This window comes from Microbacterium sp. Root61 (genome assembly GCF_001427525.1).
Classification (GTDB): domain Bacteria; phylum Actinomycetota; class Actinomycetes; order Actinomycetales; family Microbacteriaceae; genus Microbacterium.
The window spans coordinates 3,340,665-3,353,913 of the sequence record NZ_LMGU01000001.1 but is presented as its reverse complement, the minus strand read 5'-3'; the positions used below and the strand labels follow the sequence as shown (position 1 = coordinate 3,353,913).

General features: G+C 68.0%; 12 protein-coding genes. 7 read left to right on the top strand and 5 right to left on the bottom strand.

The window, feature by feature from the left end:
- The first annotated feature begins 72 nt into the window (after nucleotides 1–72).
- Nucleotides 73–195 (top strand): hypothetical protein, encoded by a 123-nt coding sequence (locus ASD65_RS19405; RefSeq protein WP_268778138.1) that lies wholly within the window; start codon nucleotides 73–75, stop codon nucleotides 193–195.
- 9 nt (nucleotides 196–204) lie between these two features.
- Here ASD65_RS19405 and ASD65_RS15640 read toward each other — a convergent pair whose 3' ends face one another.
- A complete protein-coding gene (locus ASD65_RS15640; RefSeq protein WP_056224063.1) occupies nucleotides 205–513 on the bottom strand; it encodes a hypothetical protein in 309 nt (102 codons plus the stop codon).
- Between the two features lie 162 nt (nucleotides 514–675).
- Between ASD65_RS15640 and ASD65_RS15635 the strand changes: the two genes are divergently transcribed.
- The gene (locus tag ASD65_RS15635; RefSeq protein ID WP_056224061.1) at nucleotides 676–1,515 is read left to right on the top strand and encodes a response regulator transcription factor; all 840 of its coding nucleotides are present in this window, start codon (nucleotides 676–678) and stop codon (nucleotides 1,513–1,515) included.
- Nucleotides 1,516–1,534: 19 nt separating this feature from the next.
- Here ASD65_RS15635 and ASD65_RS15630 read toward each other — a convergent pair whose 3' ends face one another.
- Nucleotides 1,535–3,100: a chitinase gene (locus ASD65_RS15630; protein WP_156378897.1), complete on the bottom strand. Its 1,566-nt coding sequence runs from the start codon at nucleotides 3,098–3,100 to the stop codon at nucleotides 1,535–1,537.
- Nucleotides 3,097–5,391: a glycosyltransferase family 2 protein gene (locus ASD65_RS15625; RefSeq protein ID WP_082561818.1), complete on the bottom strand. Its 2,295-nt coding sequence runs from the start codon at nucleotides 5,389–5,391 to the stop codon at nucleotides 3,097–3,099. The genes ASD65_RS15630 and ASD65_RS15625 overlap by 4 nt, the downstream gene beginning before the upstream one ends.
- A gap of 241 nt (nucleotides 5,392–5,632) precedes the next feature.
- Between ASD65_RS15625 and ASD65_RS15620 the strand changes: the two genes are divergently transcribed.
- The 5 genes from ASD65_RS15620 (at nucleotide 5,633) to ASD65_RS15600 (ending at nucleotide 11,163) form a co-directional block, all read left to right on the top strand.
- Nucleotides 5,633–6,457, top strand: a complete 825-nt coding sequence (locus ASD65_RS15620; protein ID WP_082561817.1) for a serine hydrolase — start codon at nucleotides 5,633–5,635, stop codon at nucleotides 6,455–6,457.
- A 388-nt stretch (nucleotides 6,458–6,845) separates the two neighbouring features.
- The gene (locus ASD65_RS15615) at nucleotides 6,846–8,189 is read left to right on the top strand and encodes an HNH endonuclease (protein ID WP_056224052.1); all 1,344 of its coding nucleotides are present in this window, start codon (nucleotides 6,846–6,848) and stop codon (nucleotides 8,187–8,189) included.
- A 205-nt stretch (nucleotides 8,190–8,394) separates the two neighbouring features.
- On the top strand, nucleotides 8,395–9,705 hold the full coding sequence (locus ASD65_RS15610) for a UDP-glucose dehydrogenase family protein (protein ID WP_056224050.1): 1,311 nt from the start codon (nucleotides 8,395–8,397) through the stop codon (nucleotides 9,703–9,705).
- Between the two features lie 10 nt (nucleotides 9,706–9,715).
- Nucleotides 9,716–10,501, top strand: a complete 786-nt coding sequence (locus ASD65_RS15605; protein WP_056224048.1) for a nucleotidyltransferase family protein — start codon at nucleotides 9,716–9,718, stop codon at nucleotides 10,499–10,501.
- Nucleotides 10,502–10,647: 146 nt separating this feature from the next.
- Complete coding sequence (locus ASD65_RS15600) at nucleotides 10,648–11,163, top strand: hypothetical protein (RefSeq protein ID WP_056224046.1); 516 nt, start codon at nucleotides 10,648–10,650, stop codon at nucleotides 11,161–11,163.
- A 22-nt stretch (nucleotides 11,164–11,185) separates the two neighbouring features.
- On the opposite strand, the gene ASD65_RS15595 is transcribed toward ASD65_RS15600, so the two are convergent.
- Nucleotides 11,186–12,556 carry a PqqD family peptide modification chaperone gene (locus tag ASD65_RS15595; RefSeq protein ID WP_056224044.1) on the bottom strand — a complete coding sequence of 457 codons (1,371 nt, stop codon included), beginning with the start codon at nucleotides 12,554–12,556 and terminating at the stop codon, nucleotides 11,186–11,188.
- 31 nt (nucleotides 12,557–12,587) lie between these two features.
- Entirely contained in the window at nucleotides 12,588–13,226 is a 639-nt protein-coding gene (locus tag ASD65_RS15590; RefSeq protein ID WP_156378966.1) for a GTP pyrophosphokinase, read from the bottom strand.
- Between the last annotated feature and the right edge of the window lie 23 nt (nucleotides 13,227–13,249).

Genomic DNA, 13,249 nt, shown 5'->3' with positions numbered 1-13,249 from the left:
CATTCACTCCGCAGCAACCTGGCGTAGGGTGCTCAGCAGAGCCGCTGGGGAGCTGCTGGGGGAAACGCGCACATGCAAGCACTGGGATGGATCGCGCTCGGCGTTGCCGGATGGATCGTTGTCGGCGGTGCCGTCGCACTGCTCATCGCGCGCGTCATCGGGCACCGCGGCCGCGATGAGCCGCCGCACCGGTGACCGCCCGCCTCAGGCGCTAGCCCGCCCGAGCGCATCCCAATCGACGTCCACCCGTCCGGGCTTGGTCGTCGAGATTCGGGCGGGGAGGCGTTGACCCACCTCCGGCCAGTACTTGCGCTGAGTGACGATCTCGGTGCGCACGAGGGTTTCGGCCACACCCGAAGCTTCGGTCATCAGCTCGAGCGCACACTCCTGGTAGCCGAAGCGTCCCTTCGGCTCGCTCACCGAAACGACGCGCACGAACCCGGGCACTGCGTCGGCGATGGGGTCGCCCGTAAGGCGTTCCAGCTGCGTCGCGAACTGCTCGATCCCGTCCATGACCACAACCTACGCCGTTCGCCGGAGCGGCGTAATCACGGGAGAGCACTCAGGTGCTACAGGTAGGCTGAAGTAGGCGCATCCCGAAGTCAGCGCCCTTCCCCCAGATACGCCTCCCCGAGCACCACCCCCGTGCATCATGACGAAGGCCCATCGACTCCCATGACTGACTCCCCCGATGAGCGGCTGATCGCCGTTGTCGTCGAAGACGACCCGGACATTCGCGCGCTGCTGATCGAGCTGTTCGACGCCGCAGGCTTTCGCACGATCCCCGTGGACAACGGACTCGACGGCGTCGAAGCCGTTCGCATCCATCAGCCCCTGGTCACCACGCTGGATGTGAACATGCCCGGCATCGACGGATTCGAAGCCGCGCGACGGATCCGCAAGTACAGCACGACCTACATCATCATGCTGTCGGCATTCGGCACCGAGGCGGACATCGTACTGGGCCTCGGCGCAGGCGCCGATGAATACGTCGTGAAGCCGTTCCGGCCGCGCGAGATGCGCGCCCGCATCGAAGCCATGCTGCGTCGCCCCCGCCTCGAGCGCCCACCGACGTCGACCGATGCCACTGAGGATGCTGTCGCGCCCACGCCCGCGTCGACCCCGGGTACGAGGCATCCGCTCCCCAGTGCTGCTGCCGTCGCGAGCTCGACCGCTCCGCTTCGCGACGAGAACCACTGGGTCAGCCACCACGACCTGCGCGTCAACCCGGCCACCCGCACGGTGCTGGTAGTAGACCGCGAGGTCGAGTTGACCCGCACCGAATTCGACCTGCTCGCGACCCTCGTGGAGTCGAAGCGACGGGTGCGCAGCAAGGCGGACCTCACCCTGGTGCTGCGCGGTGAGGAACAGGCGACGTCGTACTACGTCGGCGAGGCCGACAAGCGCGCCGTCGAGGCGCACATGGCCAATCTCCGGCGCAAACTCAGCGACAACCCCACCGAGCCCCGCTACATCGAGACCGTCCGCGGGGTCGGCTACCGACTGACGCCGTAGCCGACCCGACGGTTTCAACTCACTCGGTGGTCGGGGCGTCCCCGACCGGCAGCAGCTCCCACGGCGAACGGTCGTGATCGGTGATGCCGATCGAAGGGTTGTCGCCTCGCGTCCACCATTTGGCGACGAACGGCGTTCCTGCGTAAACCACCCGGGCGCCCTTCTCGTAGACCTGATCGACCGACCAGTCGGGGTAGGTTCCGGCAGGCACAGTCGGCAGGGCGAACGGCTCATCGGTCGGCAGCACCGGTCCCACCAGCGTCCACGGTGTCTGATCCGCGCTCAGTGTCGGGTCATTCGGCTCCGCACCGCCCTGACTCCACCACTTCGCCGCGTACACATTGCCGCCCCAGACCACTCGCACCCCCGCGGAGTAGGCGAGATCGGGCGACCAGATCGGATACGGGGCGGTCTCGGGATCATCCGTCGGCACCACGGTCGGATGTCCGGTCGGGGTGGGCGTCGCTGTCGGGTACGGACGTCCGTCGAAGTCTGCCGCGAGAACCGCGGCGAAGCTGTCGCCTCCCTGCGGCACACCGCTGCAGGCATCCGAGACGACCGTGACGTCGGGATAGTTGGGCCCGCACGTGCGATCGCGGTTCAGCGACCACATCGACATGCGCGCCATCGAGTGCGACACCGCGAATGCGTTGAGCTTGGCGGCATCCTTCATCGTGAACACCTCATCGACGACGTCGTTCTGACCGATCATCGGCGTGGCGCCGAGAACCGCCCACGCGCCCTGCGGCGGAAGTGGCACGTCATTCGCGGCATAGAGGTCGGCAAGTTGCTGGTTCGTCGCATTCAGCGCGTCGATCGACGCCTCTGCCATCGACTTGCCCCCGAGATCGGTGCCGTAGTCCATGGTCATCACGTTGACGCCGGTGAGGTCGACTCCGGCCACGAGCATCTGCTTCACAGCCGCAAGGCCGTCGTCGAGCAGACCGTAGGTCGCAACGGGCAGCGTCAGCCAGACCTTGAGGTCTTCTCCGTCGGCGCGGCGCTGCTTCTGCAGCTCCGCCACCGCCTGGGCCCGCCGGTAGCCGGCGACGTCATCCGTGAGATTGGCGCCCTCGACGTCGAGATCGATCATGGAGATGTCGTAGCGGTCGATGACCGCACCATAGGCACCGACCAGATCGTCGACCTTCGCGCAGGCCGCAGCCAGCTCCGTGTTCAGCGCACCGCCGAACGATACGACCACGTCGGCGCCGTCTTGGCGCATGCGGGCGATGCGGCGGTCGAGATCGAGTTCACGGCTCGCCGCGTCGAGGTCGTATGCCGCGCCCCAGGTGGGCACGCAGCTATCGGCGGCCTCGGCGACCACGAACGCGAGCACAACGTTGGAGGGAGCCTCGAGGTTCGAGGTCGGCATGTCCGACACCTTGGCGGCGGTCACATCGAAGTACCCGCCGAACCATCGCGGTCCCGCGACCACCACGTCCTCGGCGTTGGCGCGGCGGTCCAGCACGAGCGGCACGGCCACCGCGGTGGCGACCACAGCCAGCACCACGGCGACCCCTGTGAGCACCCGCCACGGCGAGAGACGCTTGCCCGGGTGTCGTCCTTTGGATGCCGTACTCACTGTGCGCTCGCCTTCTCGCGGGTCCTGCGTCTGGGGGCAGCGCCCGTCGGGGTGGTCTCGCCGGGTGCGGCATGGCCGTTGTGCAGCGTGCTGCGCCAGTCGACTTCGGCCTCGATCTTCGCGTCACGCGATGCGGGTGTCGCGTCGACCCACATCCAGTCGGTCAAGCCGATCCAGATGTCGATGATCGAGTTGCGGATGCCGATGTTGGCGAGAATCGCCCACGACCCCAGCACTGCATTGATGGTGGAGAACGCGAGCGTTCCCCACGCACCGTCGACGAAACTGCGCCAGGCGACGAAGGCCGAGAAGAAGACGATCACGTACGGTGCGACCACGTAGAGCAGCTGCGTCGCCGTGCGGTCCTTCACCTTCGGGGTGCGGGCGAACGGGATCTTCGTGCCCGTGAGGCCCTGCTGGATCGACTTGAACACGCCGGCGAGATTCACCGGCAGCATGATCAGGTTGAACCCGTAGATGCGGAAGATGTCGGTTCGCTTGTACCCCGAGTAGTGCAGGTCGCTGGCCATCGCCAGGAAGTACGGCAGCGCACCGACGAGCACCAGCGGGCTGACCAGCCGGCTGTCGTACGGGTAGATCAGCAGGAAGACCAGGCCGAAGCTCGCCCACGCGATCGATGCCATGTAGTTGACACGCACCATGATCTCGCCCATACCCAGAGGCTTGAGCATCTGGCGGCGCTGGCGCACCTGCTTCCAGAACTTCGGCAGGATCAGCAGGCCACCGTTCGCCCAGCGTCGACGCTGCACGACGAGCGAGCCGAAGTCGGGCGGAGTCGCGCTGTAGCTGAGCCGCTCGGGATAGTTGATGAGGGTCCAGCCGTGCTCCCCGAGGTCGACGCTCGATTCGGTGTCTTCGATGACCGTGCGGTCCTGCACGTACCGGCGCACTTCGAAGCCGTCGACCGTGTCGATCTCGAGGATGTCATCGAGCGCTTCCATGCGGATCACCGCGTTCGCGCCGACCCAGAAGGTCGCGTTGTGCGCCGTCATGCCCTGATGCAGGATGTGCTGCACATCGGTCGTCGCCCCCGAAAGCCGCTCGATGCGTGTCGGGGCTCCGCGGAACGACGAGTAGGGCGTCTGTGTGACCGCCACCTTCAGGTTCTCGGGCTGCTCGAGGAAGTGCACGAGCCGCAGGCAGTAGTCGCGCAGCAGTACGGAGTCAGCATCGAGCGTCAGTACGAACTCCGAGTAGGGCACGTCGAGATCGGCGGGCTGGGCGGCGGGCACCGGACGCAGCATCAGACCGTCGGGGGTCTCCTGCTCGGCGAACCGCCCGCCGAGCAGACCGATGTACGAGTTCAGGTTCATCGCCTTGTTGGCTTCGTGCGAGAGCGAGGCGTAGCGCTTGCGCTCGAACTGCGTGAGTTCGGCACGAAAGATCCAGACGAGGCGACGGAACAGCTCGTGAATGCGGTCATCGGGAATGGATTCGGATGCCTCGATCGCGGCGCCGACGGCGAACGCCGTGGACTCGAGATCGTCGGCCAGCCCCAGGATGACCTCATCGACGAAGAAGTCGTCGACGTGGTCATCGCGCGTTTCGGCCGCGGCCATGTCGCGCAGCCACTCCACGGCGAACCGGTACTCCTCGACCAGTCGCACCATGGCGTTCCCATCCAGTGCACCCGACACCAGCATCTGGTGCTCGCACGCGATCAGCGCGTCCGAGAAGCGTTCGGCCGGCTCATCCAGGGCGGTCATGATCTGCTCGGCGAACCCACGGGTCTCGGCGAGCTTTTCGGCGACTTCGGGATCGGTCGGAATCGGGTTGTCGTCGATCAGCAGCACCACCCGCAGGGAGGGGTACTCCTGCAGTGCGGCCGACCAGAGCGTCTTGCGCACGACGCCGGGCTCCTCGGCGTAGGAGGGAACCAGCACGGTCAAGACCTCGTGCGGGGTCGAGAAGTGCCTGTCGAGCTCCGCACGCGCGGCGCGCTTGTGGGTGCGGAATCGCTGGAACGCACCCTGCCGAGCCACCAGATACATCAGGGCGGAGAACATCAGGAAGGTCACGACAAGGAGGTATGAGACCGCCTCGATCACGCGCCACGTCGTATCGAACGCCCCCGCCATCAGCAGCGTGACCACGACGGTGAGCACGTAGAGGATCCAGATCGCGACCGTCACCCAGATCGCCACACGACCCCAGATGAGCTTCGTGTTGGACGGCCGGGGATGCACGGCCGGCAGCGGCGCCTTCGCGCGCTCCGTTCCCCATTGACGCCTGCGACGCGCGACAGGCGCGTCGATAGATGAGTCTGACATGGCTCTCGTCCCCCGATTCGAGTGCAGCGACCTCGTGTTCATGCACGCGCTGATGCTGCTTCGTTTCGAACCTATGGGGTGTGGAGCGAGTGCGATCACCGTTGGGGGATATCTTCAGCGGACTGGGTAAAACCCTGAGGCGATCTTCAGGCTGGCTGTATGCGGGGCACCGCGATCGTCGAGCATGCCGCGATGAAACCGGGTGCGGGGCTCTGTGCTCCGCTGATACCGTCGACGCGACATGGCGCTTCCACGATTCCTGACCTCATCGGCCTCGCGAGGAGTGCGCTGGAGCGTGTGCGCGATCGAGGTCGGCGGGTCCCGTAAAGACCTCTGCACATGGGAAGCGGATGCCGTGCTCCCCTCGGCGAGCGCGGCGAAGGTGTTGGTGCTGCTCGAAGCAGCTCGCGCGGTGTCCGGCGGCGGGGCGACCCTCGCCGAACCGTTGAGCCGGACGAATGTGGCCCCCGTCGCCGACTCCGGCCTGTGGCAGCATCTCGCCACCGACACCCTGCCCCTGGGCGACGTCGCACGGCTCGTCGGTGCGGTATCGGACAACTGGGCGACCAACGTGCTGCTGCGCCGCCTGGGTGGCATCGAGCAGATCGCGGCGACGGCGGAAGGCCTCGACATCCGCGATGTCTTCTTGCACGACATCCTGCGCGATGTGCGGAATCCGGTGGATCCGGTCACCCTCAGCACCGGGACGGCGCGTGGGTACGCCGAGCTGTTCGCCCGTCTCGCGTCCGCCGATGGGATCGACGCGGACGTCACGGCCCAGGTCTGCGACTGGCTGGGCGACGGTGTCGACCTCAGCATGGTCGTCGGCGCGTTCGGACTCGATCCCCTCGCACACACGCTCGCCGATCGCGGCTTCCGGGTAATCAACAAGACCGGCACCGATGCCGGCGTGCGCGTCGACGTGGGCTTCGTCGAAGGACCTTCGCGCACCGTCGCCTACGCCTGCCTCGCGGGATGGGACGAACGCCTTGACCCGTCGCTTCGCGATGACGTGCTCGCGGAGATGCGGGCGTTCGGGATGCTGCTGCGCGAGCTCACCGCCTAGACGGGCGTCAATGGCGGAGGGCGACGAACACCAGCACTCCGCAGATCGCCGTCACCACCGCGAGCATCGCGTACCCCCACACCGGGCTGATCGGTGCGATCCGCTTCTTGCGTCGTTTGGTCGCCATGCGCGGGAGCGTAGCGGGTCAATGTTTCCGGTGGAGATCCATCAATCGAACGCGATCGGCCCTGCCGCCGGAGTGAGAGCTGCCGCGGGCCGTTGCGGGAGCGAAGCCGGCCGAAACACCTCCGTCTGCCCTAGATCCTCTGCGCACAAATATTCTATGTTGACTCCGAATATCTTGAACTCACTCAGTCGTGACACCAATTTCTTCGGTCCCTTTTAGAAGATGACTTCTAATGTCTTCCTAATTCTGATATCATGAACCATGCGCAACCCGCTCGACGAAATTCACGACATCGTCGAAGACGTGCGCGCCGCCTGGCCGGCCGGCGATTCACCACGACGTGAAGATCTCGCCCGCCTCAATGACGCTCTCGGACGGGCTCGGCGAGTCATCGATTCCGCACAGTCGCGCATCGCCGCCGAGATCGCCCGCGAGTCCCGCCCCGAGCTGGGCCGCGATTCGCTGGCCAAAGAGCTCGGCTATCGCTCACCTACGGCGATGCTGGCGGCCACCCTCGGTACGACCAACGGTGAGGCCGCCCGGTTGGTGCAGGTCGGCGAAGCGACGGCTCCGCGGCAGATGTTCAGCGGCGAGCAGGCTCCCGCGCGGCATCCGCACGTGGCGGACGCACTCGCAGGCGGCGCGATCGGGGCGGCCACGGCATCCGCAATCATCACGATGCTCGATCGTGTCGCGCTCCGCGCGGGCCCTGACGCCGTCTACCGCGCCGAACAGACCCTCGTCGCGCAGGCTCCCGGTCTGTCGATCGACCAACTCGCCCGCATCATCACGCGCGCCGAAGCCTGGCTCGATCCCGACGGCGTCGCCCCCCGCGAAGACGAACTGCGCAGCGAGCGGTCACTGCACATCCGCGAAGAGCGCAGCGGCATGCTCGTCTTCACCCTGCGCGTCGATCCCGAGCACGGCGCGCCGGTCAAGACCGCCATCGAGGCGATCGTCACCGCCGAACTGCGGGCGGCGCACGACGACCCCGACGCCGCGCAGTCGATGGATGCCGTGCGCCGCACGATCCCTCAGATGCAGGCAGACGCGCTCACCCTCATCGCAGAACACGTGCTCGGCTGCACTCACCGCGACGTACCGGTGCAGGGTGCGACCGTGGTGGTGCGCATCACACTCCAAGATCTCGTAGACGGCACCGGCCACGCCACCATCGACGGGGTCGCCGCACCCGTCTCCGCCGCAACCGCACGGCGTATGGCAGCCGGCGGCGGAGTCATCCCGTGTGTGCTCGGCGGCGACAGCGAAGTCCTCGATTTCGGTCGCACCCGACGCCTCTTCAGCGCAGCCCAACGCCTCGCCCTGGTCGAACGCGACGGTGGTTGCGCCATGTGCGGCGCCCCACCCGGACACACCAAGGTCCATCACATCCGATGGTGGGCACGGGATGCCGGACCCACCGACCTCGCGAACGGCATCCTGCTCTGCGAATCCTGTCATCATCGGATCCACGACAACGGGTGGGAGATCCGCATCGACGGTCCCGGAGTGACTGCGCCGGTCTGGTTCATCCCGCCGACACACGTCGACTTCGACCGAACCCCTCGCCGCGGGGCCCGCGGTCGGTACGACTACGCCGCCTGAGGCACGTGTCACCCCGCTCATCGACCGGCGCCGCCCCCGTGTCATTGAGCGAGCGCAGCGAGTCGAAAGCGCCTACCGGCACTCCCTTCGAACTCGTCGGCAACATCCCCGTGCATCAGTCGCAATGAGACTCTGGTAGTAAGGGACAGTCCCCAAGACATGTCTCCCCCAAGACACCCTCCCCCAAACCTCGCAGGAGTTCCCCATGCGTCTTTCTGTCATCGGCTGTGGCTACCTCGGCGCCGTCCACGCGGCTGCCATGGCGTCCATCGGCCACGACGTCATCGGCATCGACGTCGACGCACGAAAGGTCGAGCAGCTCTCCCGCGGCGAAGCACCGTTCTTCGAGCCCGGACTGCAGGAGATCCTCACTGAGGGCATCCAGTCGGGCCGCCTGCGCTTCACGACGGACATGGCCGAGGCATCCGGGGCGACCGTGCACTTCGTCGGTGTCGGCACCCCGCAGCAGAAGGACGGCTACGCCGCCGATCTCACGTATGTGAACGCCGCGATCGACGGTCTCCTCCCGTACCTGAACCCGGGCGACCTCGTCGCCGGCAAGTCGACCGTGCCGGTGGGCACCGCGGCCGACCTAACCCCTCGCGTCGAAGCCACCGGCGCGACCCTTGTCTGGAACCCCGAGTTCCTTCGCGAAGGCTGGGCCGTCCAGGACACCATCGACCCCGATCGGCTCGTCGTGGGCGTGCCCGCGGGCGAAGCCGGCGAGCGCGCCGCCGCCACCCTGCGCGAGGTCTACCACCCGGCCGTCGCCAAGGGCACCCCGTTCATCGTCACCGACCTCGCCACCGCTGAGCTGGTCAAGGTCGCCGCCAACGCGTTCCTCGCGACGAAGATCTCGTTCATCAACGCCATGGCCGAGATCGCCGAAGTCACCGGCGCCGACGTCACCCAGCTCGCCGACGCGATCGGCCACGACGCCCGCATCGGCCGCCGCTTCCTCGGCGCCGGCATCGGCTTCGGCGGCGGTTGCCTCCCGAAGGACATCCGCGCCTTCTCCGCCCGCGCAGAGGAGCTCGGCCGCGGCGAGTCCGTCGCGTTCCTCCGCGAGATCGACGCCATCAACCTGCGCCGCCGCGACCGCGCAGTCGATCTGACCGTCGCTGCTCTCGATGGGACGGTGTTCGAGAAGAAGATCACCGTCCTCGGCGCCGCATTCAAGCCGCACAGCGACGACATCCGCGACTCCCCCGCCCTCGACGTCGCCGTGCGACTCCGCGGCCTCGGGGCGAACGTCACCGTCACCGATCCCGCCGCGATCGAGAACGCCCGCAGCCGCCACCCGCAGCTCACCTACGTCGAAGACCGCGACGAAGCACTCCGCGATGCCGACGCCGTCATCGTCGTCACCGAGTGGGACGAATACCGCCGCCAGATGCCGCCCGAGCACGTCTCCGCGCTCACCGCCGGTCGCATCATCATCGACGGACGCAACTGCCTGGATGCCGCCGCCTGGCGGGCCGCAGGCTGGACGTACTACGGCATGGGCCGCCCCTAGGCGCCGCCGGATGTGCGATCGCGGAGGCGCACTGGAGCTCGACGAGGCCGTCGAGCTCGGTCACGCGTGGGTGCAGACCCTCGCGGACGGCCGCGGCATCCGCGTGCTGTTCGTCACGGGACCCGCACTGGAGCGGCACGGCCTCCGCGACGCTCGCGCGTCGCACGACGTCGAGGTGCTCGTCGAGCCGCAGCGATACGACGAGCTGTGCAGCGTCATCGCCGCGGCGGGATGGAAGGTGCGACCGCAGCCGTCACCCGGTCGCACGACGCTGCACACGCAGGTCTACCGGCACCAGGACTGGCCGTGCGACCTCGACGTGCACAGCCTCTACCCGGGCTTCCTCTACGACCCCGCGATCGTCTTCGACGAGCTGTGGGCCCGGCACGAGAAGATGTCGTTCGCACACCGCCCCTGCCGGGTACCCGACCGAGTCAGCGGCATCCTCATCCTCGCCCTGCACTCGCTGCGCGGGTCGAGCACGAACACCGGTCATGCGGATGAGCTCGAGCAACTCGTACGGGTTCCGTTCACCGATGAGGAGCGCGCCCACGCGGGCGCCGTCGCCCTGGCCACCGGCTGCACCGCGACTCTGGACACCGTGCTGCCGCGCCTGGGGATCCACGTCGACACGCCCGCCACGGACCTCTCCTCGCCGGCGCTGCAGGAGTGGCGCGAGCAGACCGGCGCAGGGACGCCGCGCACATCGTCCTGGCGCCTCGCCGGACGCGAGGCCCCGATGCGAGTGAAGGTCCGCGCGATGTGGGCGTCGATCCGGCCGCGCGACGACCGCTGAGAACCCTGCATGACAGCTGTATACCGGCGAACGGCCGGCTGATACGCTGACCGACGAACGGAGCGCAAGCCTCGTTCGGGGCGGCCTTGGGGGCCGCTCGGCACGGCAGAGGTGCGGTACGCCGCACAACCCCTGGGGAGGGTCTCATGTCCGATTCATCGATGATGCGTGGTGCGCCCGCGCAACGGCTCGACCGCGACGAGCTGATCCAGGCGGGGGTCTGGGGAGCACCGGCGCTCGTCTTCGCGACCGCCGCACCCGATGTCGCAGTCTCCGGATCATGGCGGGCACAGGTGATCGGCGTGCCCGAGCTCACCGCGGTCAGCCGCACGCCCGGGTCGCTGGACGTACGCCTGCGCCTCGAGTACGCGTTCGACGGCTGGTGGGCGGCCGGGCGGCCTCCGTCGGGCGCGCCGCTGTCGGCGATCCTCAACTGGCGCATCACCGCCGTCCACGAGGGCGTGGGCAGCCTGCTCGGCATCGGGGCGCAGTCGGTCGTGTCGTCATCGAGCACCGACGTCGTGATGTACTCCGAGACCGACTTCGAGCCCGGCACCTACACCGTGCGGCTGGAGGCCTCCGCGACCTTCCCGGCCGACACGAGCGACGCGGTCTTCGTGGCGGAGTCGCGGTTCGCGCAGCTCCGCGTCGACGTCGCGTGACGCACCGTGAAGTGACGCACCCCTAGGACAGGCGCGCGACCACTCCCGCGTCCTCGAGGTACTCGAGGAGCGCGGACACTTCGGCACCGACCGCGGCGGGATCGGCCTCGAGCCGGGCCGCGAGCGGTTCGACGATGTCGCGCACGCTGCCCGCGCCGTCCACGAGCGACAGCCAGACCGCGGCGGCCGATCCCTCCAGCGCGCGCGGAACCACCCCACCACCACGGGGGACGAGCACGACGACGCGATCGTGCAGATCCGTCCACACGGCGCTCTCCCGGATGGCCCACCGCGGGCGCTCCTCGAGCACCCCTTCGCGACGCAGCGTGTCGACGACGGACACGACGGATGCCGCGGCGTCCCGTTCGCCGGGTGTGCCATGCTCGGCCACGACAGCGGCGACGAGATCGTCGAGGGTCGCGGCATCCGCCGCACGCCAGATCGCGGGCGCGATGCCGGCGAGCATCCGGACGGTCCCCTGCCCGTATTGATCGACGTGCAGCAGGGCCAGCCGATCCGGGTCGGCGAGAGAGAGCGCATCGAGCGTGAGCGCCCGCGTGTAGACCGGAACCCCTTCTTCGGGCGGCGCGGGACGCAGCACGGCGGCGGATGCCGCGCACGCGGTCGGATCGACCGCCGTCGGCGTCTCGGCCAGCAGCGCCGCGACAGCAGGCCCGAGCCGGTCTGCATTGCGGTAAGTGAGACGGTGCACCGTGCCGACGGAGGCTGCGAGCGCCGCCATGGTCTGCAGCGGCGCCGCCATGTCCGCGAGGTGACTGGACTGCGCGACGAGTTCGCTGAGCGCATCGCCGAAGTCGACCGGGGTGACCAGCGGTAGATCCCCCGCGTCGTCGCGCCGGTCCAGCAGGACGATCGCGGCGACCTGCAAGGGCGCGTCCGGCAACGCGCCGATACCTCGTTCACCCGGCGCCGACTGCCGGGGTGCCGCTTCATCCGCCGAGATCGTAAGTGGCTTGCGGTACGGCAGCACCGCCCCCGAGCCATCGATCGCGACCGCGTCATCCGACACGTAGCCGAGTCCCAGCGCCGCACCGACAGCACTCACGACGCACGTCTTGCCGCTCCCGGACGGACCGACGAACACGATGACGCGTCCGTTCGGGGCGGCCAGGCCGGCAGCGTGCAGGATCCATGCTTTGCCTCGCACGGCCTCGATCGCTGCGCGCGTCACGCGCTGCGAGAGGTCGACGAGCATCGCGTCACGGTCATCCCCGGCCCGTGGCGACACGGTGGCTACGGCATCCGTTCGGCCCTCGTCGGCGACGGCATCGGCCCAGACGCGACGCACCGCCTCGGCGTCGGCATCCTCGAGGCCCGTGAGCCGGATCGCGACCACCGCACCCAGTGCGTGCACGAACAGGTTTCGAGTCACAGTGGGTAGTTTAGGGGCGGCCGAGCACCGCTCAGACGCTGACGACAGGCACCGCCGGCGCCGGCGTCGCATGCACCTCGCGGTGCAGCCGTTCCATCTGTGCGTCCAGCGCCGCGGCCGTGTCGGCGGCATCCTTCAGGCTGTCCAGCAGCGGTGCCGGAACCTGACGGTCGAACTTGTAGTAGATCTTGTGCTCGAGGCTGGCCCAGAAGTCCATCGCGATCGTGCGGAACTGCACCTCGACCGGCACCAGCACCCGGCCGGTGGAGAGGAACACCGGCACATCGACGATGACGTGCAGACTCTTGTAGCCGTTGGCCTTCGGTTCGGCGATGTAGTCCTTGACCGTGCGGATGGTGATGTCGTCCTGCTGGGTGAGCAGATCGAAGAGGCGGTACGCGTCGGCGACGAAGCTGACCGTGACACGGATGCCCGCGACATCCGTGATGTTCTCCCTGATGGAGGGGAACCCCGGATCGATCCCCTTGCGCGTCACCTTCTCGACGAGGCTGTCGGGCGATTTCACCCGGCTGGAGACGTGCTCGATCGGGTTGTAGTCGTGCATGTGAAGGAATTCCTCGCGCAGAATCCCGATCTTCGTCTCGACCTCCGCCAGGCCGAACTGGTACTCCAGCAGGAACCGCTGGAACTCGTCGCGCAAGGCACGCATCTCGGTAACGGTGGCAGAGAACG